General features: G+C 44.7%; 21 protein-coding genes and 2 pseudogenes. 14 read left to right on the top strand and 9 right to left on the bottom strand.

The window, feature by feature from the left end; all coding sequences use genetic code 11:
• Nucleotides 1-13: 13 nt before the first annotated feature.
• Entirely contained in the window at nucleotides 14-1,717 is a 1,704-nt protein-coding gene (ybaL, locus tag E8Q33_RS04450; RefSeq protein WP_136553112.1) for a YbaL family putative K(+) efflux transporter, read from the bottom strand.
• Between the two features lie 267 nt (nucleotides 1,718-1,984).
• Between ybaL and E8Q33_RS04445 the strand changes: the two genes are divergently transcribed.
• Genes E8Q33_RS04445 through E8Q33_RS04435 form a run of 3 tightly spaced genes read left to right on the top strand, consistent with a single transcriptional unit; the run spans nucleotide 1,985 to nucleotide 5,263 of the window.
• On the top strand, nucleotides 1,985-2,278 hold the full coding sequence (locus tag E8Q33_RS04445) for an OadG family protein (protein WP_069295277.1): 294 nt from the start codon (nucleotides 1,985-1,987) through the stop codon (nucleotides 2,276-2,278).
• A 43-nt stretch (nucleotides 2,279-2,321) separates the two neighbouring features.
• Complete coding sequence (oadA, locus tag E8Q33_RS04440; protein ID WP_136553111.1) at nucleotides 2,322-4,118, top strand: sodium-extruding oxaloacetate decarboxylase subunit alpha; 1,797 nt, start codon at nucleotides 2,322-2,324, stop codon at nucleotides 4,116-4,118.
• Nucleotides 4,119-4,129: 11 nt separating this feature from the next.
• Entirely contained in the window at nucleotides 4,130-5,263 is a 1,134-nt protein-coding gene (locus tag E8Q33_RS04435; protein WP_069295279.1) for a sodium ion-translocating decarboxylase subunit beta, read from the top strand.
• Between the two features lie 27 nt (nucleotides 5,264-5,290).
• On the opposite strand, the gene E8Q33_RS04430 is transcribed toward E8Q33_RS04435, so the two are convergent.
• Nucleotides 5,291-5,620: a hypothetical protein gene (locus E8Q33_RS04430; protein WP_136553109.1), complete on the bottom strand. Its 330-nt coding sequence runs from the start codon at nucleotides 5,618-5,620 to the stop codon at nucleotides 5,291-5,293.
• Between the two features lie 109 nt (nucleotides 5,621-5,729).
• Between E8Q33_RS04430 and E8Q33_RS04425 the strand changes: the two genes are divergently transcribed.
• From E8Q33_RS04425 to E8Q33_RS04405, 5 genes and pseudogenes are all read left to right on the top strand, one after another.
• The gene (locus E8Q33_RS04425; protein ID WP_069295281.1) at nucleotides 5,730-5,951 is read left to right on the top strand and encodes an RNA-binding S4 domain-containing protein; all 222 of its coding nucleotides are present in this window, start codon (nucleotides 5,730-5,732) and stop codon (nucleotides 5,949-5,951) included.
• 60 nt (nucleotides 5,952-6,011) lie between these two features.
• Nucleotides 6,012-6,334 (top strand): annotated as a pseudogene (locus E8Q33_RS04420) (metalloregulator ArsR/SmtB family transcription factor).
• Between the two features lie 36 nt (nucleotides 6,335-6,370).
• Nucleotides 6,371-6,856 carry an arsenate reductase ArsC gene (locus E8Q33_RS04415; protein ID WP_136553108.1) on the top strand — a complete coding sequence of 162 codons (486 nt, stop codon included), beginning with the start codon at nucleotides 6,371-6,373 and terminating at the stop codon, nucleotides 6,854-6,856.
• A pseudogene (gene arsB, locus E8Q33_RS04410) lies at nucleotides 6,856-7,889 on the top strand (ACR3 family arsenite efflux transporter). Before E8Q33_RS04415 ends, arsB begins: the two are co-directional and overlap by 1 nt.
• Nucleotides 7,886-8,887: an ArsJ-associated glyceraldehyde-3-phosphate dehydrogenase gene (locus E8Q33_RS04405; protein WP_136553106.1), complete on the top strand. Its 1,002-nt coding sequence runs from the start codon at nucleotides 7,886-7,888 to the stop codon at nucleotides 8,885-8,887. Before arsB ends, E8Q33_RS04405 begins: the two are co-directional and overlap by 4 nt.
• A gap of 1 nt (nucleotide 8,888) precedes the next feature.
• Here the strand turns inward: E8Q33_RS04405 and alkB are convergent, their stop codons facing one another.
• A complete protein-coding gene (gene alkB, locus E8Q33_RS04400; RefSeq protein WP_136553104.1) occupies nucleotides 8,889-9,539 on the bottom strand; it encodes a DNA oxidative demethylase AlkB in 651 nt (216 codons plus the stop codon).
• Nucleotides 9,536-10,099: a methylated-DNA--[protein]-cysteine S-methyltransferase gene (locus tag E8Q33_RS04395; protein ID WP_247869924.1), complete on the bottom strand. Its 564-nt coding sequence runs from the start codon at nucleotides 10,097-10,099 to the stop codon at nucleotides 9,536-9,538. Before E8Q33_RS04395 ends, alkB begins: the two co-directional genes overlap by 4 nt.
• A gap of 140 nt (nucleotides 10,100-10,239) precedes the next feature.
• On the opposite strand from E8Q33_RS04395, the gene E8Q33_RS04390 reads away from it, so the two are divergent.
• The 3 genes from E8Q33_RS04390 to E8Q33_RS04380 all read left to right on the top strand — a co-directional run bounded on the left by E8Q33_RS04390 (nucleotide 10,240) and on the right by E8Q33_RS04380 (nucleotide 13,782).
• The gene (locus E8Q33_RS04390; protein ID WP_069295287.1) at nucleotides 10,240-10,650 is read left to right on the top strand and encodes a hypothetical protein; all 411 of its coding nucleotides are present in this window, start codon (nucleotides 10,240-10,242) and stop codon (nucleotides 10,648-10,650) included.
• A gap of 185 nt (nucleotides 10,651-10,835) precedes the next feature.
• Nucleotides 10,836-11,933, top strand: a complete 1,098-nt coding sequence (locus E8Q33_RS04385) for an alkene reductase (RefSeq protein ID WP_136553102.1) — start codon at nucleotides 10,836-10,838, stop codon at nucleotides 11,931-11,933.
• A gap of 142 nt (nucleotides 11,934-12,075) precedes the next feature.
• Nucleotides 12,076-13,782 carry a potassium/proton antiporter gene (locus E8Q33_RS04380; protein ID WP_136553100.1) on the top strand — a complete coding sequence of 569 codons (1,707 nt, stop codon included), beginning with the start codon at nucleotides 12,076-12,078 and terminating at the stop codon, nucleotides 13,780-13,782.
• On the opposite strand, the gene E8Q33_RS04375 is transcribed toward E8Q33_RS04380, so the two are convergent.
• The gene (locus E8Q33_RS04375; RefSeq protein ID WP_136553098.1) at nucleotides 13,783-14,427 is read right to left on the bottom strand and encodes a MarC family protein; all 645 of its coding nucleotides are present in this window, start codon (nucleotides 14,425-14,427) and stop codon (nucleotides 13,783-13,785) included. It abuts the gene before it with no gap.
• Nucleotides 14,428-14,664: 237 nt separating this feature from the next.
• On the opposite strand from E8Q33_RS04375, the gene E8Q33_RS04370 reads away from it, so the two are divergent.
• Nucleotides 14,665-16,245: a cell wall metabolism sensor histidine kinase WalK gene (locus E8Q33_RS04370; RefSeq protein ID WP_136553097.1), complete on the top strand. Its 1,581-nt coding sequence runs from the start codon at nucleotides 14,665-14,667 to the stop codon at nucleotides 16,243-16,245.
• Nucleotides 16,246-16,251: 6 nt separating this feature from the next.
• Complete coding sequence (locus E8Q33_RS04365) at nucleotides 16,252-16,926, top strand: response regulator transcription factor (protein ID WP_136553095.1); 675 nt, start codon at nucleotides 16,252-16,254, stop codon at nucleotides 16,924-16,926.
• Nucleotides 16,927-16,966: 40 nt separating this feature from the next.
• On the opposite strand, the gene E8Q33_RS04360 is transcribed toward E8Q33_RS04365, so the two are convergent.
• The 4 genes from E8Q33_RS04360 to E8Q33_RS04345 all read right to left on the bottom strand — a co-directional run bounded on the left by E8Q33_RS04360 (nucleotide 16,967) and on the right by E8Q33_RS04345 (nucleotide 19,431).
• Nucleotides 16,967-17,461 carry an SgcJ/EcaC family oxidoreductase gene (locus E8Q33_RS04360; protein WP_247869923.1) on the bottom strand — a complete coding sequence of 165 codons (495 nt, stop codon included), beginning with the start codon at nucleotides 17,459-17,461 and terminating at the stop codon, nucleotides 16,967-16,969.
• Between the two features lie 131 nt (nucleotides 17,462-17,592).
• The gene (locus E8Q33_RS04355) at nucleotides 17,593-18,438 is read right to left on the bottom strand and encodes a pirin family protein (protein ID WP_136553093.1); all 846 of its coding nucleotides are present in this window, start codon (nucleotides 18,436-18,438) and stop codon (nucleotides 17,593-17,595) included.
• Between the two features lie 10 nt (nucleotides 18,439-18,448).
• Complete coding sequence (locus tag E8Q33_RS04350; protein ID WP_247869922.1) at nucleotides 18,449-19,033, bottom strand: FMN-dependent NADH-azoreductase; 585 nt, start codon at nucleotides 19,031-19,033, stop codon at nucleotides 18,449-18,451.
• Between the two features lie 8 nt (nucleotides 19,034-19,041).
• Nucleotides 19,042-19,431 (bottom strand): DoxX family protein, encoded by a 390-nt coding sequence (locus E8Q33_RS04345; RefSeq protein WP_168800146.1) that lies wholly within the window; start codon nucleotides 19,429-19,431, stop codon nucleotides 19,042-19,044.
• 114 nt (nucleotides 19,432-19,545) lie between these two features.
• Here E8Q33_RS04345 and E8Q33_RS04340 point away from each other — a divergent pair, with 114 nt between their 5' ends.
• Nucleotides 19,546-20,451, top strand: coding sequence for a LysR family transcriptional regulator (locus E8Q33_RS04340; RefSeq protein WP_136553089.1), 906 nt, complete (start codon nucleotides 19,546-19,548; stop codon nucleotides 20,449-20,451).
• Nucleotides 20,452-20,518 lie beyond the last annotated feature (67 nt).

Genomic DNA, 20,518 nt, shown 5'->3' with positions numbered 1-20,518 from the left:
TCCAGTATAGGAGTCAGTGTTCATTATTTTTCGGAGCAAAACGTGTTGTAATGTGACTGGTAATACTTTTCGCCAGTTCATCTTCACTGAAAAAAACTTTACCAATACCATCTTTAGTCAGCAATTGTGCTTCGGCTGCGTTGTAGGTTCGCAATACAATTTCGATACCCGGATTTAATTTGCGCGCGGTATCGGCCATTTGTCTTACATCAACTGGATCAGGTGTCGCGATAACCAGCATGGCAGCATTGGCAATATGTGCCTGAATTAATACTGCAGGTTCGGCTGCATTACCGGCAACCGCGGCTATACCTTGTTTACGTAATGCTTTGACCTGTTCGCGGTTTTGTTCTGCAACAACAAATGGAATATCCCGAGCCTTCAGTGCTTCTGCTACCCGACTGCCAACCCGACCAAATCCGACCAGTACCACTTGTCCTTTAAGAAATTTACTCTCCGTAGACATCGGCAATTCCGCAAATGGCTCCTGTCGACGTTCGAGCCTGCGGGCCAGAAATGAACGCATCAATATCCATTTACGCAGTGGATTCACCACCGAGAATAACAATGGATTCAATGCTATCGAAATAATAGCCCCGGCCAAAACCAGGTTCATTCCCTCTTGAGGTAATAACCCAAGAGTCAGTCCTAAACCGGCAAGAATAAAAGAGAACTCACCAATTTGTGCCAGACTGGCTGCCACCGTTAATGCTGTATTTAGCGGATAACGAAACGCCAGGGTTATCGCCATTGCTGCCATGGATTTACCGATGATGATAATGCCGACTACCGCCAAAACATGCAGTGGTTCATCAATCAGAATCGTCGGGTCAAACAACATACCGACAGCCACAAAAAACAAAACCGAGAATGCATCACGTAATGGTAATGACTCCTGCGCTGCCCGATGACTGAATTCCGACTCACGCATCATCATGCCAGCAAAAAAAGCGCCTAAGGCAAACGACACGCTGAATAGTAAAGCCGCACCGTAAGCGATGCTGATGGCGGCGGTGATAGTTGCCAAAGTAAATAATTCACGAGAGCCGGTTCCTGCTACCTGCCAAAGGATCCATGGAAAAAGTCGACGACCGACAATTAACATCACCGCGACAAATGCTGTGACCTGTAACAGTATTTGACTGATCGTTTGCCACAGTGGCGCATCTGAAACGCCTGTTTCGCTGGAGCCTAAAATCCCTGCCAATGCCGGAAGTAATACCAACATTAAAACTGTGGCTAAGTCTTCGACAATCAGCCAACCAACCGCAATACGCCCGTTTATTGTTTCCAGTAAGCCTTGGGACTCCAGAGCTTTTAACAACACCACCGTACTGGCACAGGATAATGACAGCCCCAGCACCAATCCCTCACCAAAGGTCCATCCCCAACTCATGGCAAGCATGGTGCCAAGTAAAGTGGCAATAGACATTTGCACAATGGCACCCGGAAGTGCAATACGCTTAACGGCCATCAAGTCCTTGAGCGAGAAATGCAAACCCACGCCGAACATCAACAACATCACACCAATTTCTGATAATTGAATGGCGATATCGACATCAGCATGAAAACCGGGGGTGCTGGGACCGATAATAATACCGGCCAGCAAATACCCCACCAAAGCCGGGATATTAATTTTTTCAGCAATAAAGCCCAACACCAGTGCCAGAGCAAAGCCGGCAGCAATTGTGCTGATAAGGGGGACGTGGTGCTCCATAAGTCTCAGCCTTTTTCCATAAATACACTGGTTAAACTCTGTACACCCACAGCGGTTTACAGGCCATCCTTTTACAGTGTTTTACCGCTCAAATTCTTAAAACACAAGCTGTTTTCAATATGGCTTTTGCCCTGTTAATCTAGGTCAAATAAGGCCTTATGCGTAAAGGAAATATGTGAGTTAAATCAACAATGCTATACTACGCGGCTGTTTACAGTTGAATACGCTCCAAGCTTTTAACGACCTAAATCAATTAGAGGCAAACTGATGGAAGACACCACCCTTATGTCAGAAGGATTCACGCTCATGCTGACCGGCATGGGTTTTGTATTTGTATTTCTGACCGTATTAGTGCTTGTGACCACACTGATGTCGTGGATAATTACCCGCTATGAGAAGAGTGTCGGCGCCCTTCCCGCTGATGGCATACCTGCTCCAACAGCGGTTCTCGGACAACCAGCATCAAACACCAAAAATTCATCTCAGCCCTCCCAAGATCACGCACTCCTTACGGTTTTATCAAGCGCCGTACATAAATACCGAAATAAAAAAAACAAGTGACGCCAAGTCACCATACAACTAAGTTTAATCACAAGGCCAGAATATGACCGAAGCAAAAAAAACTCTTGGCATCACCGATGTTGTTCTCCGTGATGCCCATCAATCATTATTTGCGACTCGACTGCGTTTAGATGACATGCTGCCGATTGCCGACAAACTCGATCAAGTCGGCTTCTGGTCAGTGGAAAGCTGGGGCGGCGCAACTTTTGACGCCTGTATTCGTTATCTTGGTGAAGATCCCTGGCACCGTATTCGCAGCTTGAAAGCGGCTATGCCGAATACACCACAACAAATGCTGTTGCGTGGCCAGAATTTGCTCGGTTATCGTCATTATGCTGATGATGTTGTACGTAAATTTGTGGAAAGAGCCTGTATTAACGGCGTTGATGTATTTCGCGTCTTTGATGCGATGAATGATCCTCGCAACCTTGAAGTGGCTATTAAAGCCGTTCTAGAAAATGATAAACATGCTCAGGGCACCATGGCCTATACCATCAGCCCGGTACATGATTTACAGATGTGGCTAGACATGGCAAAACGCATCGAAGATATGGGCGCACATTCTTTATGTATTAAAGATATGGCTGGTTTGCTTAAGCCTTACAAAGCTTATGAACTTGTTAAAAGTCTTAAGCAAACCATTGATATCCCAATACATATGCAATCTCATGCTACGACTGGCTTGTCGACAGCAACCATTATGAAATGCGTTGAGGCCGGTATAGATAATGTAGATACCGCAATCTCTTCCATGTCGATGACCTATGGCCATTCTGCGACTGAATCGGTGGTTTCCATCTTTGAAGATACTGATCGCGACACCGGTTTAAATATCGAATTACTCGAAGAAATTGCCGCTTATTTTCGCGAAATTCGGAAAAAATATGCCAAGTTTGAGGGCAGCTTACGTGGAGTTGATTCACGAATCCTTGTGGCACAGGTTCCAGGCGGTATGCTGACCAATATGGAAAGCCAGTTGCGTGAACAAAATGCACTGGATCGTATGGATGAAGTTTTACATGAGATTCCGCGAGTGCGCGAAGATCTCGGCTTTATCCCATTGGTTACCCCTACTTCGCAAATTGTCGGCACCCAAGCGGTTATTAATGTTTTGACTGGCGAGCGCTATAAATCCATTACTGAAGAAACCCAAGGTATATTACGTGGAGAGTATGGTTCAGCGCCTGCTCCCTTCAATACTGAGCTGCAAAAACGCGTTTTGAATGGTGCTGAGGTGATTACTTGCCGACCAGCGGATCTGCTTGAAGATGAAATGGATAAACTTACCGCTGAGTTGGTTTCACTGGCAGACCAGGACAACTTCAAACTGGAAGAAGGTGAAAGACAGATTGATGATGTATTGACCTTTGCCTTGTTTAACCAGACAGCAATTAAATTCCTCAAAAATCGTGGTAATCCGGATGCTTTTGAGCCATTACCCACGGCTGAAGCAACTCATTCATCAACTGCTCCTGCTAAACAAGCTGGCGCACCAGAAACTTACACTATTACCGTCAATGGCCAACAATATGTGGTTGAGGTCAATGAAGGCGGTGATATCAGTCAGATTGACAGTTCACAAGCACCTCAAGCAGTTCAAACGGCTCCCCAACAGCCAGTCAGCGAAGGTGCCGTCGTCAAGGCGCCTTTATCCGGAAATATCTGGAAAATCATGGTAGCTCAAGGACAAGCCGTTAATGAAGGTGATGTGATACTCATCCTTGAAGCGATGAAAATGGAAACACAGATCGTGGCAGAACATGCCGGTACTGTGACTGCTATCAATGTAAAACCCGGTGATACCGTCAAAGTTGGCGACGCACTGGTTTCAATCGCTTAAGGGCTAGTCGAATGGATAAGTTATTACATCTATGGGAAGCCACTGGTTTCTATCAAATGCAGCTCGGTCAGGCTGTGATGATTCTGATCGGTATGTTGTTGTTATATCTGGCTATCAAGAAAAACTTTGAGCCATTATTGCTGGTACCCATTGGATTTGGTGGTGTATTGGCCAATATTCCAGGAGCAGGCTTAGCCGAAGCCGGTGGTATTTTGGATTTGTTTTATACCATCGGTATTGCGAGTGGGGCTTTCCCACTGATTATATTTATGGGTGTGGGTGCAATGACCGATTTCGGTCCGTTGTTGGCGAATCCCAAAACCTTATTTCTGGGCGCAGCAGCACAGTTCGGTATTTTTGCCACGCTGATGGGGGCAGTTTTACTTTCTACTTTCGGAATTTTTGATTTCACTCTGGCAGATGCCGCGGCAATCGGCATTATTGGTGGTGCTGATGGTCCGACGTCGATATATGTTGCCAGTAAACTGGCACCGGAGTTATTGGGTGCAATTGCTGTGGCATCGTATTCTTATATGGCCTTGGTTCCATTGATCCAACCCCCTATCATGCGTGCGCTGACTAACGAAAAAGAACGCAAAATCCGTATGCATCAGCAAAGACATGTGTCACAACGTGAAAAAATTGTCTTCCCGTTGGTATTGTTGATTCTTGTTGCGCTTTTCCTGCCGGATGCTGCTCCATTACTGGGTATGTTCTGTTTTGGTAATTTGATGAAAGAATGTGCGGTGGTGGATCGTCTAAGCAACACTACGCAGAACTCATTAATCAATACCGTGACCATCTTCCTAGGCTTGGCTGTTGGTTCACGTTTAAGTGCTGATAGCTTTTTGAATCATATGACTCTGGGTATTTTAGTGCTTGGTATGGTCGCATTTTCTATCGGTACCGCATCCGGTGTCATCATGGCGAAGATTCTGAATAAAGTAACCAAAGAGCCTATTAATCCATTGATTGGTTCTGCAGGTGTATCAGCTGTGCCTATGGCGGCACGAGTTTCAAATAAACTGGGACTTGAAGCTGATAAACATAACTTCCTGTTGATGCATGCCATGGGTCCGAATGTGGCCGGGGTTATCGGTTCAGCAGTGGCTGCGGGTATTTTGATCAATTACGTCGCAAGCTAATCTTTTTGCTCCCTGAAACAGCCTGTTTCAGGGAGCAATTTGTTTACCCTTCACTATTCTGACGCCCGCGATTTGATTACCAAAGCCTCTTATTTCACAGCCATAGCCGCTAAATGATGCTTGTGATTCAACCAGTCCCAACCATTTCTCACCCGGAGCTTGAGCACCACTCATTCTGCTAAAGGTAAGTCCTCTGCTCTGCAGTTCAATGACAATATCGTTATACGTCATTCCCGGTTTGATTTGCTGACAAGCAGTTTTAATCTTTTCGGTTTCCCACACGTAATAGAGCGGGTATAACATCACCAGCACAATTGAAAACTGTAGCAACTTTACTAAGATCAGCTGATATTTCATGGCTAAGTTTCCTTTCATCAAGCCATATTGAGTTTGCTGATTGTAGTGGGTATGACTTTACTAAAACGTGATGTACAGATTGTTTTCCCATAAATAACAGGATCATTAAATGACAAACGAAATCACCACCGTGCATATCACTAAAAGCCCGGTCGAATTGTTCAAAATTCTCAAATTTGAAGGCATCGCCGACAGCGGCGCTGAAGCGAAAAATATCATTGCTGAAGGCCATGTTAAGGTCAACGGTGTGGTGGAAACACGTAAACGTAAACAGATGGTAGCTGGCGATATTTTTCAGATCGGTGACGATAGCTGGCAATTAGTAGATTGACATTCAAATAAATTAATATATGATTTTTCATATATATGAATTTCCAAATATAACAGCATTATGGATTTACTGAGTTTTCACAAATGTCTGGCCGACGAAACGCGTTTGCGTTTAGTCCTGCTAATAGTCGATCAAGACGAATTATGTGTCTGTGAATTGATTTCAGCCCTGCAAATCAGTCAGCCAAAAATATCACGTCACCTGGCGTTACTCAGACAAAGTGGTCTTTTGCTGGATCGACGCCAAGGTCAATGGGTGTATTACCGTCTAAACCTGATCTGCCCGCTTGGGCGACACAATCCATTGATGCTGCTTATCAAAGCAAACCGAACTTTTTTAGAGATGATTTAGTGAAGTTACAGCGCTTAGGTAATTGCTGCTAAAAATTTTAGCCTGAAATATATGGATAAACATATGTTATGACAACCACTCCTCTCAAACTGTTGTTCCTTTGCACCCATAATGCCTGTCGCAGCATCCTGGCTGAAGCCATTTGTCGACAGTTAGCTGGTGATAAATTTATCGTTGCCAGCGCGGGTAGCCAGCCAGCCGGAAAAGTGTTTCCCCAAACCTTAAACAAACTAACTGAACACGGTTACAACATTGATGGATTGTCCAGTAAATCCTGGGAAGCTTTGAGTGACTATCATCCTGATATCGTGATCACCGTCTGCGATCAGGCCGCCGGTGAGAGCTGCCCTATCTGGTTCGGCAAAGCCGTCAAAGGCCATTGGGGATTGCCTGATGCTTCCAAAATCAATGACTCAAACGAACGGGATCAATGTTTTGATGGTTTGATTCAACTGCTTGAAACACGCTTTACTGCTTTGTTGGAATTACCGTTGGCAGAGCTTTCTGCAACGGAAATCAGCACTGAATTAAAACGAATTGGAGCCAATAACTGATGGGTATTTTTGAACGTTATTTATCGGTATGGGTCGGGCTGAGCATTCTGGCAGGATTATTTTTAGGTAATCTGTTTCCGTCCATATTCGATCTAATCGCCAGCCTGGAATACGCTCATGTAAATCTGCTGATTGCGATATTTATCTGGTTGATGATTTATCCAATGATGGTACAGGTGGATTTCACCGCCATTAAAGATGTTGGCAAAAGGCCGCAGGGAATTTGGCTGACTTTGGTCATCAACTGGCTGATCAAACCTTTCACTATGGCTGCTTTAGGTTGGTTGTTTTTTAAAGTGTTTTTCGCCGGTTGGGTCGATCCGCAATCAGCTGATGAATATATTGCCGGCATGATTTTACTGGGCGTTGCACCCTGTACGGCGATGGTATTTATCTGGAGCCAACTGGTTAAAGGCGATGCCAATTACACTCTGGTGCAAGTCTCACTCAACGATATCATCATGATTTTCGCTTTTGCGCCGATTGCCGCATTTTTACTTGGCATCACTGACTTAACTGTGCCCTGGGAAACCTTGCTGATCTCAGTCGTGTTATATGTTTTATTACCTCTTATTGCAGGCTTTTTTACCCGGCAACACATCATTAAAAGCAAAGGCTTACCCGCTCTCAACAGCTTTTTAAGCCATATCAAACCCTGGTCAATCATGGGTTTATTGGCCACTGTGATTTTGCTGTTTGGTTTTCAGGCTGAACCATTTTGCAACAACCTTTTATTATTGTGCTGATTGCTATTCCCTTGTTGATTCAAACTTACGGGATTTTTGCTTTGGGATACTTTGCAGCCATCAAAATGCGTCTGCAACACGATGTCGCTGCTCCTGCCTGTTTAATTGGCACCTCAAACTTTTTCGAAATGGCCGTTGCTGTTGCCATTTCATTATTCGGTCTGCATTCAGGTGCTGCTCTGGCAACCGTGGTCGGTGTATTGGTGGAAGTACCAGTCATGCTGACATTGGTCTATTTTGCCAATCGCACCCGACACTGGTTTCCTAAACAAGAGAATTTATCATGACAATCAAAGTAGGTATTAACGGTTTTGGTCGTATTGGACGCCTGTGTTTACGCGCTGGGTGGGAATGGCCGGAAATTGAGTTTGTGCAACTGAATGATCCGGCAGGTGATGCTGAAACTCATGCTCATCTGTTAAATTTTGATTCGGTACATGGCCGTTGGGAGCGTCACGCTGAAGCCAATGGCAGTAATATTAGCGTTGGTGATAAAACCCTTGCGGTAACCGCGAATAAAGCCATTGATGACACCGACTGGTCAGACTGTGATGTGGTTATTGAAGCATCCGGCAAAATGCGTGATAGCACAATGTTGCAAGCGTATTTGGATCAAGGTGTAAAACGTGTGGTGGTGACAGCCCCGGTCAAACAGGCTGGTATCTTAAATGTGGTAATGGGTGTGAACGATGATCTGTACGATGCGGATGCGCATAAAATTGTGACCGCCGCCTCTTGCACCACAAACTGTCTGGCCCCCGTCGTCAAAGTTATTCATGAAAAGCTGGGCATCAAACACGGCATGATCACCACCATCCATGATTTAACCAATACTCAGTCAATTATGGATACCCCGCACAAAGATTTACGCCGGGCGCGTATGTCAGGTACCAATTTGATTCCCACCACAACCGGCAGTGCCACCGCTATTACTGAAATTTTCCCTGAACTCAAAGGCCGCTTAAATGGCCACGCGGTTCGCGTCCCCCTAGCTAATGCTTCATTAACGGATTGTGTGTTTGAAGTTGAACGCGCTACCTCGGTTGAGGAAGTCAACGCGTTATTAAAGACCGCTGCAGAAAATGAATTAAACGGAATCCTGGGCTATGAAGAAAAACCCTTGGTATCGAGTGATTATCGGGGCGATCCACGTTCAAGCATTATTGACGCCCTATCCACCATGGTCACCAATCAGACACAGGTGAAAATCTACGCCTGGTATGACAATGAATGGGGCTACAGCATGCGTACGATGGAACTGGTTCGTAAAGTAGGCTTAAGCTGATTTATCTGGCCTGACGAAAGGTCAGGTTATATCGATACGACCCGGTCAATGGATGCTGACCGGGCTTTAACGTTAATACACCATGGTAATAACGCCTTGCCGCCCCACCCCAGACAATTACATCACCGTGCTGTAATGGTATCCGCTGTACAGGATCATTTCGCTTTGGCCCGCCGAACTGAAACAGGATTGGCAATCCCAGGGAAACAGAAACTATCGGCTGAGAAAAATCCTTTTCATCCTTGTCCTGATGCAGGCCCATTTTGGCACCGACTTCATAGCGGTTTATCAGACATACATCAGGTGAAAATCGGCTAAAACCGGATTGTTGTGCCGCTGTTTCAGCAAGTTCGCGAAAACTTTCCGGCATTGCTGGCCAAGCCTGTTGAGTTTGCGGGTCAATTTCACTGTAACGGTAACCCTGTCTGTCACTATGCCATCCCACGTCACCGCAATTGGTAATCGCGGTAGACATATAAAAACCGCCCGGTGTCTGCATCCTGCGAAAAGGCGATTCTGCCGAGAGAGCGTCAAGCTGATTTAACAATTGGGGCGCCATTTGCAAAGCAAAGCTTCTTAACAAAAAAACTTCCGGCAGGATTTGTTCACATTGACGCTGATTTGCCTCAGCAAATAAATCCGCTGTGATCATTTTGTCAGTGTCATGCGCTCACGACGCAACAAAGCCTGCTTAATCTCTACACCCCAGCGATAACCGGACAGTGAACCATCCTTACGAATCACTCGATGGCATGGAACAATCACCGCAATATTATTCGCTCCGCATGCACTGGCAATGGCTCTCACCGCGCCCGGATTCTGCAGTTTTTCAGCAATATCGCTATAGCTAACAGTTGAACCAGAGGGAATATCACACAAGGCTTGCCAGACTTGTTGCTGGAACAGTGTACCTCGTTGATCCAACCGGAAATCAAAACGCTTTTGCGGATTGTGGATCTGATCAATTACTTTTGAGAGAGTGCTTTTCACACCCTTGCCACCATCAACACAGGTTGCAGCAGAAAACTGCTGTTGCAGACTGGCCATCATATCCTTGGGAGATTTACCCAAATACACGGCACAAATTCCGCTTGAAGATTCTGCTGTCAGTACATGCCCTACATGGCTGATACCAATAGCAAAATGGATTTTTTCAGTTACTGGCGCAACGACTTTCAATTCACTGGCCATCATTGACTGTCCTCTGTTCACGTTGCGTTCACCTTACTGTTGTTAGTTTACATTCTAAATCGTATTCCCTTGTCAGTTTAACAGTAGGGAATTTGCCGATGCACACAGTTTAAAATTGGATTAAGCTGTGATTGATATGGGAATTATTCCTGGACACTACTATGAAATTGAAATTAATTTTACTGTTATTAGCTGCGCCACTGTTAGCAAATGCTGGTGCTGTTTCTCAACTCGGAACCGGCGATCCGCTAAAACTGGTTTATCAGGAAATGCTTTACCAATATCAGGTAGGTCTGGAATTGCATCAACAATACGACTTCAAGCAGCCGATTGATGTGATGCAGTGCAAAAATCAACATGGATATATTCAAACACGTGCACGATCCATGGTGGGTACTGCCAATCAAGTTGAAGAAGAAATCCGCAGTGAAGTAATTGATGCGGCATGGTTCGCATTAAATTGTTCACGTTGCGGCAGTCCGGCCGATAGTTGCGACGCCGTGCCGGAAAAACTGCAGTTCATTAAATCGCAGCTCGAAGCAAAACAAAAAGCTAAATCTGAGCAGCAATAATTTCACGCCCATCCAGACGTTTACATTTTTGAGATGTCAGATATTTACTCTCGTTAATTTTTACTTTTAAAACAGTGATTAATGATTATCAACGATGTTGCTTAGTTAAGCTTTAAGCATAGTGATAAGTACTTTTTCCAACGTTTTAATGTTTCTTCTTTTTTCTTTCATCCCAGAGGTCTTTGATGAACCAATCGCAAGATATTACTCTGTTATCACCTATCAAAATTGGTGACCAGACATTTAGAAATCGAATGGTCATGGCACCATTAACGCGGAACAGAGCGGGTGAAGGCTTAGTGCCCACTGACATGAATGTGATCTATTATCAACAGCGGGCATCTGCTGGCCTGATTATCAGCGAAGGTACACAAATAGCGGATGATGCCTTAGGTTACCCATTGACGCCCGGCATTCACACAGAAGAACAGATAATCGGATGGCGGAAAGTAACTGATGCCGTGCATAAAGAAGATGGTCTGATTTTTGTCCAGTTGTGGCATTGCGGCCGGGTTTCACATAGCTCTATGCTACCAAATGGCATGAAACCGCTTGCCCCCTCAGCCATTAAACCTGCAGGAGAAGTTTATACCTACCAAGGTATGCAACCCTATGAAACACCCCAAGCCATAGAAACCGCAGATATTCCACGAATTGTTGAACAATACCGTCACGCCGCCTGTTGTGCAGTTGAAGCAGGTTTTGATGGGGTCGAAATTCATGCGGCCAATGGCTATTTACTTGATCAATTTTTACGCGATGGTACCAACAAACGTGAAGATCAATATGGCGGCAGCCTAGAGAACCGCGCTCGCTTAATTATGGAAGTGACTGCTGCAGTCTGCGAAATTTGGGACCCGAAAAAAGTAGGCATTCGCTTATCACCTTTACAACCTTTCAATGACTTGCATGATTCCAATCCCGAGGCCACTTTTAGCTATATAGTCAAGGCACTTAATAAATTCGGGCTGGGCTATTTGCATATCACCGAGATGGGCGCAGAGACTCCTGGAATAGCTGGCCCGGCATTTGATATCAGCGCATTACGTGAATTATGGGATGGTATCTACATGACCAACAGCAATTATGACCAGGCATCAGGGAATAAAGCCCTAAAAGAAGGTAAAGCCGACCTGATTTCGTTTGGAAAATTATTTATTGCCAATCCGGATCTACCCGAACGATTTGCCACTAATGCCATGCTCAACGAAGCAGATTCCAACAGTTTTTATGGTGGTGATGAAAAAGGCTATATTGATTATCCATTTCTCAAACCTGCATAAATTTAAAATTTCGATAAAAAAACGGCTTAGCCGGTTTTTTTATGTCTGAAGATTTTGTTACACGAAAGATTAAACGCCAATCAGCAGACAATGGGCTTATAGGGTGTGTAATAATCTTAATTGCTTTTGTTCAAGGTTTAATATGGATTTTATTAATACACTTTTTCTTCTCGGCGGCCTGCTTATCACGCTAAGCATTCTTGGTAGCCGACTCTCATCAAAATTTGGCCTTCCATTACTGATCATCTTCTTGGTGCTCGGCATGCTTGCCGGTGAAGAAGGTATTTTGGGCATCGAGTTTGATGATTACTCAATGGCATTTCTGATTGGTCATCTTGCCCTAGCCATGATTCTGCTGGATGGTGGACTGCGAACCAGGCTGAAAACCTTCAGGGCCGGGTTCAAACCCGCCCTCTCCCTCGCGACTTTAGGCGTTCTGCTCACCAGTGGCAGTGTCGGTTTGCTGGCTATGTGGGTATTCGATCTCAGTTTGTTTGAAGGCTTATTGATTGGTGCCATTATCGGGTCAACCGATGCGGCAGCCGTATTTTCTATGCTCAGCGGCCGCGGCATTAACCTCAATGAACGTGTTGGTGCTACGCTGGAAATTGAATCGGGCACCAACGATCCAATGGCGATTTTCCTGACCATTATGTTAGTTGAAGTGCTGGTTGGCGAAATTGGCGGACCATTAGATACTGTTTTATTTTTACTACAGCAATTTGGCTTTGGCTTGATTATCGGTATTGGCGGCGGCTGGTTAATTGCCCGATTACTCAGTTGGTTGGATTTAGCCCCCGGACTTTATGCCATGTTGGCATTAGCGCTTGGTTTCAGTGTATTTGGCCTGACCGGCGCAGTTGGCGGCAGTGGCTTTTTGGCTATTTACCTTTGTGGCTTGATGATTGGCAATCGTCCCGGACGTCATTTGAACTTTATTCTACCGGTACACGATGGTCTGGCCTGGCTCAGTCAAATCGGCTTGTTTCTGATATTGGGGTTATTAGTTAATCCCAGTGAATTAATTGAATATGCCCTGCCCGCTCTGGTTATTGCATTAGCCTTAATTTTTGTTGCCAGACCAGTAGCGGTAGTTCTATCGGTCAAACCCTTTTTTCGCTTTCGCTGGCGCGAAATCGGTTTTATATCCTGGGTTGGACTGCGTGGCGCCGTCCCGATTGTGTTGGCCATTTTCCCGGTGATTGGCGGCGTTGAAAATGCATCGTTGTATTTCAATGTCGCCTTTGTAGTGGTACTGCTTTCATTGTTGATTCAGGGCAGCACACTGTCGTTGATGGCGCGTTGGATGCGAGTTGAAATTCCTGTTGGCATTACACCAAACCATCGCGGCGCATTAGGAATATTGCCGGAAAATGATTATGAGTTATTTGTGTATCGTATTGAAAACGAACAATTAGATGGTCAGCCAATTCGATTAATACGTTTTCCATCAGGTACGTTGATTTCAGCGTTATTTCGTAATCATGTGATGTTGCATCCCAAAGGCAGTACCGAACTCAAACTTAACGACACTATTTGTGTGATTAGCCGAAATGAAGATTTGGATGCGTTGAATCAAATCTTTAGCGGTCATTCCAAGCTTAAGCAAAAAGAGGCCTTTTTCGGCTCATTCAACATTCGCGGTGATGCATTACTAGAAGATGTCGCTAAAGCCTATGGTCTGGTTATCAGCTCTGCCCAATCTGGCATGACTGTAAGTGATTTTATTTCTCGCCGAGTTGGTGGACACCCGGTGGTAGGTGATGATGTAGATTGGCATGGCATTCATTGGGTAGTGAACGAAGTTGATGGCGATAAGATCATCAAAGTCGGACTCAGATTGTATTAATTACAATGCGGTGTAGATATCCAACACACCGTTAATGACAAACTGCACGGCTATTACTGACAGAATGATGCCAAAAATACGGGTGATAATCTCCTTACCGGTTTCGCCAAGGTAACGCACCAGAAAATGTGAATAAACCATCGCCAGATAACACGATCCGGTAGTTAGAATGATGGCTAGAAACACTAATATCAAATGTCCTGTTGTTGGTGCCTCACTGGTCAAAATCATCACTGTGGCAATCGCCCCGGGGCCACTCATAAAGGGAATGGCCAGCGGAATCACCGAAATATCTCTGGCAATCTTGCCATCATTTCCGGGTTCAGAGGCATTGCTGGTTTCACCTTCATCCAACCCTTTGCGAATCATACTCATGGCAATCCCAAATAAAATCAAACCGCCAGCAATGCGAAATGCCTCAATGGTAATACCAAAGATTTTAAATATCAGACCGCCTAGTAAGGCAAACACAAAAAATACCGCTGTCGCAATCAAACTGGAACGTTTTGCAACAGCTTTACGTGTTGCTTCAGTGGTACGTGGCAGAAGTGACACAAACATAAATGCTGTGGTCAGTGGATTGACGATGACAAACAATGCCGCAATGGTGATGACCCAATAATCAAAAAGCACGCTTACGTTCATTTCTCATCACCTGAAAACTTAAAAGCCCATATCCTCTCATAATTTTTGAGTCAAGTACGATAGATGGTGAATTTCAATCCTGTTGTAACATGGTCGCAAACCAACAATCTTCTGCCTTTAAAGCTTAACCAATCCTCGTACTGATCGTGGAGTAATCATCTTAAATTGTGGTGTGGTATACCCAACGGGTAGACTAGAAAACAACCAATCACAATCACTTTATCAGGAGTGACCTTTTTGTTTCGCAATCGACTTTATCTGGCCTTTTTTCTTTTGCTGATTATTACCCTGTTACAGGCCAGTCTTGCTGTGTGGGTTTCGGGTGTGGCGAGTTACCATCTTGAACGTGGTCGTGTTGCCAATCAAATGCTCAATGAATTTATTGCTTTAGGCGCTGATAAACAGCGATTGAAAGTCTGGCTGGCTCAGGCGCTGCTAACCAAAGAGTCCCCCATTGATCAACGGGATAATTATTTACAGCAGATGTATGACCATCTGGCAAACATCAATACCTTGTTATTACAGGATCAGAAACTCGCGCAAACAGCTGATGATTTCGATGCGATTAGTCAGCAGATGAAAACACTATCGATTCTCGAAACCAATGTGCAAGCATTGCAGCGTAATCTGGAAGAGAAAGAAACCCAACCACTGGCCGAAGCCGAGTTATGGCGGTTGTTGATTGAAACCTTTGATAATCTTGAAGGATTGGACCTGAAACATGTGATTGCCAATGCCATCAATTTGCAACGTGAACGCTCCTCCACCGCTGAATATGCGGCCGCTGAAGCCTTGAAACATGTCAAGTTTCTGGTAGTAGTCATGTTGATTTTTGGCAGTATCACGGCCATCGTCTTGGCTTTAGTGTTATCACGATCGTTATACCAACCCATTCAGCAATTATTAAATGGTACCTCGGCACTGGCGGAGGGAAATCTGCATTATAGGCTTCCTGAACAGGGACATTCTGAGTTCACCATGTTATCCCGAAGTTTTAATCAAATGGCGGCTGGGCTTGAACAAGCCATCCAAAAGGAAGAAAACCACTCCAAACTGGTTGAACAAGAAGTCGCTGAACGTACCAGACAGTTACAACATGCACTCGAACAACTTCAGCAAGCAGAACAGCAACAAAAACGTTTTCTGGCCGATGTCAGCCATGAACTGAGAACACCCGCCACTGCTATTCGGGGAGAAGCAGAGATCTGCTTGCGCGGACAAGACAAAGAAGCCCAGATATACAAAGAAAGCCTGGTGCGTATTGTCGACACTGCCAATGATTTATCCAATCGAATTGATGATTTGTTGATGCTGGTACGTGGTGAACAACAATTACAATTACGCTTAAAAACGGTGAGCATTAACGACTTTTGGTTAAAACTAAAAAATTCAGCTGATCCATTGCTTTCGGGGTATTCAAAAAAACTGCTGACACATTTCAACCCGGAAAATATCAATGCCGATGCGAAACTGTATATCGATATCGATAAAATGCAGCAAGCGGTGATGATTCTGTTAGATAACGCCATGAAATATTCCCCCGCTGGCTCAACGATTAAGTTGGAATTTATCCTGGATGAACAGCTGACCATCCATATTCACGATAGAGGCATCGGTATCGCTGAGACCGACCTTGGGTTTATTTTTGATCGTTATTTCCGTGCTGAAAACGCCAGGCAAATGCGACCTGACGGCCTGGGGATCGGTTTGAGTTTATGTCGTTTTATCGTCGAGGCGCATCATGGGTCTATTCATCTGGAAAGTGAACGAAATGTTGGCACATCGGCGACCATTGAATTACAGCTTATGGAAAGCTGATCCCTGATGAATATTCTAATTGTAGAAGATGATCGAAAAGTCGCTGATTTTCTGTATCGAGGTCTTAAAGCCGAGGGTTATTTTGTTTCTATGGTCCACGATGGAGATCATGTTTTACATGCCGTCATGGAATACCAGCCACGGGTGATGATTTTAGATCGGATGCTGCCGAATAAAACCGGGCTGGAAATTTGCCAGTTAATTCGAGCACAAAAATTACCGGTCAAAATTCTGATGCTATCGGCCATGGGTGAGGTGAACCATCGTATTGAAGGCTTACGGAATGGTGCGGATGATTACCTTACCAAGCCATTTGCCTTTGAAGAACTACTGGCACGTATTGAAGCTCTGGCAAATCGGGCAAACAGTGATATGCAATCACGTCTACTGCAATATGCCGATCTTGAAATGGATTTGGATACCATGCAGGTGAGATGTAAAGGTGTGAGCTTAGAACTGACGGCTAAAGAATTTCGTCTGCTGGAATTATTAATGGCCTCGCCGGAAAAGGTGTTCAGCCGTGAGCGGATCCTGACCAATGTCTGGGATGCCAATGAAGATCCGCTTACCAATGTGGTGGATGTTTATATTCGCCGTTTGCGCCGTAAAATTGATGAACCGTTTGACACGAAATATATCAAAACCCTGCGTGGTGTAGGCTATTGTCTGTCACAAAATTAGGCCGGACAGATTTGGCATCTGCCCGGCAATCTTGTTCAGCTTATTCAGGCATAGCTGAAGAGTGATGGTGACGAATCAACCATTGTTCATCAACATAATCGTAGAAATAGCTATAACGGGCCTGAACCTGTTGTCCGTCGTCAAAACTAAAGGTATAAATCCCGACATCCGAAGCCTGATTGCAACTGGTGGTAATAACGCGCTGATTAATTTCACCAACCGGCTTCTTGGCTAAGAAATCAACGAAATAGGCTTCGATACTTGCAGTATCAGTCCGCATTTCATTTGAGACGGTAGGCAGCAATACGGCATTATCCAGATAATTGGCTGCCACTTGTGCCGGCTCGCCCGTTGCCAATGATGAATTCCAGCGTTCAAATAACCCTGCCACCTCATCGTCTGTTGGCAATACACAGGATTTAGCGACCTCAGCCTGTGCCGTGCCTGCCAAGCCCAGGGTGACAGAAGCAATTAAAAACATAGCTGTTTTATTAAGCATTTTTTCCTCAGTTTGCTGTTTAGGGAGTTCCATCATAGCGATGCTCCATGAACCTAAACTTGAGAGAAAATGAACACAAACTGCTCTGAACATTAACATCTGATGAACAGAATTTTAATTATCCAGATAAAAATAGCCTCCAAAGCATTTAGCTTTGAAGGCTAGGATTAAGCTACAAATTGACCACTGCGATAATCAGCAAAAGCTTGTTCCAACTCGGCGCGGGTGTTCATTACAAATGGCCCTGCCCGTTCCACCGGTTCGTTAATCGGTTTTCCGGCTACAACGATAAAAGTACTGTCCTGTTCAGCCAACACTTTCACCGCATCGCCTTCTTTTAATACCGCCAGCTGTGAAGCACCGATTGAAGTCGGTTTATCGCCGATACTGACTCGCCCTGCTGCCACGTAAACAAAGGCATTATGGGTAGCCGGTATATTGTCTTCAAACACACTGCCAGCAGGCGCATCAATCACAAAATAAAGCGGTTCAACAAAACTGTTATCAATAACACCTTTAGTCCCGTTGACCGTTTCACCGGCAACTACTTTTACCGTTAAACCTGCTTCGCGCGTCTCTATTGCAATCTCGCTGGCAGATTTTTCCTGATACCGTGGTGCCATCATTTTCTGTTCAGCGGGCAGATTCACCCACAACTGGAAACCCGCTAACAAACCTGCTTCCTGCTCCGGCTTTTCTGAGTGAATAATGCCGCGTCCCGCTGTCATCCATTGCACGCCGCCAGTTTCAATGACTCCCGCATTACCGGCACTGTCCTCATGACGCATCTTACCAGCCAACATATAGGTTACCGTTTCAAAACCACGATGCGGATGAGGTGGAAAACCGGCAATATATTCTTCTGGTTTATCGCTACCAAACGCATCGAACAGTAAAAACGGATCCAACATATCTATTTCATGCGAGGCAATTAACCGTCTTAACGATACACCCGCCCCATCCGAAGTCATCTGACCCCGAATCCATTTTTTCACTTCTCGTTGTTGTGCCATGATGGCCTCCTTACGCCGCAATCACTGCAGCCAATTTCTCGCTGCTGTCCGGCTGTTCAAAATATTGGTTGGCATTAACCAATGTGACATCGCTAATGCCAATAAACTGCATAAAAAATTTCAGATACTGACTGGCAAAATCCACTTCACTTTCCAGTGGCACGCCACCTGAAGCCATTACCAGATAGACCTTTTTGTTTTCCAGTAAGCCGACAGGACCATTTTCGGTATAACGAAAGGTTTCACGCGCTCTAGCCACCAGATCAATCCAGGCTTTGAGTACTGCCGGTATACCAAAGTTATAAATCGGTACTGCCAGAACCATTACATCCGCAGCCTTGACTTCATTAATCAGCTGATCAGACAAGGCCAATACATTTTTTTGTGCCTCACTTCTATCTGCCGGATCGGTAAAGTTAGAATTAATCCATTCTTCGTTGATAAATGGCAAACCTGAAGCCACATCGCGTTGCTGCAAGGTTACATCATGTTGATTAGCCAATATCTCGGTTAACTGGGTCGAGACAGTGCGGGTTAATGATCCGTCATAACGACCACTGGCATTAATATGTAATACATTTAATTTTTGCATCATTTAATTCCTTATGTACGCGCAGCCAGCGCTGCATCAATTGAAAAGCGTTTTGCACCATGGCTCATCAACACCAAAAAACCACCGGCTATTGCGATATTTTTCATAAACAAAATACTTTGAATTTGATCGGCAAAATCAAGGTGAAAAAACACTGCCGATAAAATTGAAAATCCCGCCAGCAAAAAAGCTGTGATACGGGTTTGAAAACCAACAATAATCGCGATCGCACCCAATATTTCTGTGGCAATCACCAGCGGTAAAAGAGCCGGCGAAATCCCCATAGCAGCCATGTATTGAGCTGTTCCTTCATAGCCAGCACCAAGCTTGCTTAAACCTGCACTGAGAAACAGTACTGAAAGTAAAATTCGTCCTGTCAGGTCGGTAATATTGCTAAACATTTTTATTTCCTTGTTAAGTAAGTACGGTGCCATTTTATAGTTCTTGAAATTTAGATAAAGAATGCTATAAAGAAATTATTGTTGATAAATAAAGAACAATAAGAGGATATGTTGGTGAATCAAATTGAAGATATGCAAACTTTTAAACGTATTGTCGAAGCCGGCAGTATCAGCCTTGCTGCCGAACAGCTTGATACTGTTAAATCGGCGGTGAGTAAGCGGTTAAAAGAATTGGAAAAGCGCTTGAATGTGACCTTGTTGCAACGCACCACCCGACGCCAAACGCTAACCGAGGCCGGACATCGTTATTATCAGCATTGTTTGCGTTTACTGGATGATATTGCTGAAGCGGAAGCGCAGATATCAGATATTGAGGCCGAACTCAGTGGCAAACTGCGAATTTCTGCCCCAGTCTCATTTGGTTTAATGCATCTGGGCCCTGCTTTGCAGGAGTTTCAACAGATACATCCATTGATTGAAATGTCGATTGATTTTAATGATCGGCTGGTTGATTTGATTGCCGACGGTTTTGATTTGGCGATACGCATCGCCAGACTGGATGACTCAACATTAATTGCCAAAAAACTATCGTCCACCAGGCTGGTAGTGTGTGCCAGTCCTGAATATCTTGCCTACCATGGCACTCCCGTCATCCCTACCGATCTCACTAATGGTCATGCCATTTTGCATTATCGAAATACCTCTGAAAGTTGGCAGTTTCAACAGGATGGCAGCCCGATAAGTCTGCATTTGAAAGGAAAAATTTCTGCCAATAATGGCAATTTTCTATGTGATGTTGCCATCGCAGGACAAGGCATTATCACTTCGCCTGATTTCATCTGTTATCAAGCTGTACAGTCTGGTCAACTGCAGGTCATATTGCGTGACTACATGCACGACAGTGAGCTTGGCATTTACGCGGTGTACCCACAAACACGTTATTTACCAAGACGCAGTCAGATCTTGATTGCTTATTTGCAAAATTATTTTTCCCGTAATGCACCTTGGCTGGATTGCTGAGCCATTTGACAGGCCTTGGAGACAATGCTCAACTGTCGGCCATAACAATAAGCTTCACTATCATTAC

Source organism: Methylophaga sp. SB9B (assembly GCF_004832235.1).
GTDB lineage: Bacteria > Pseudomonadota > Gammaproteobacteria > Nitrosococcales > Methylophagaceae > Methylophaga > Methylophaga muralis.
This window is presented reverse-complemented; position numbering and strand designations above follow the sequence as displayed.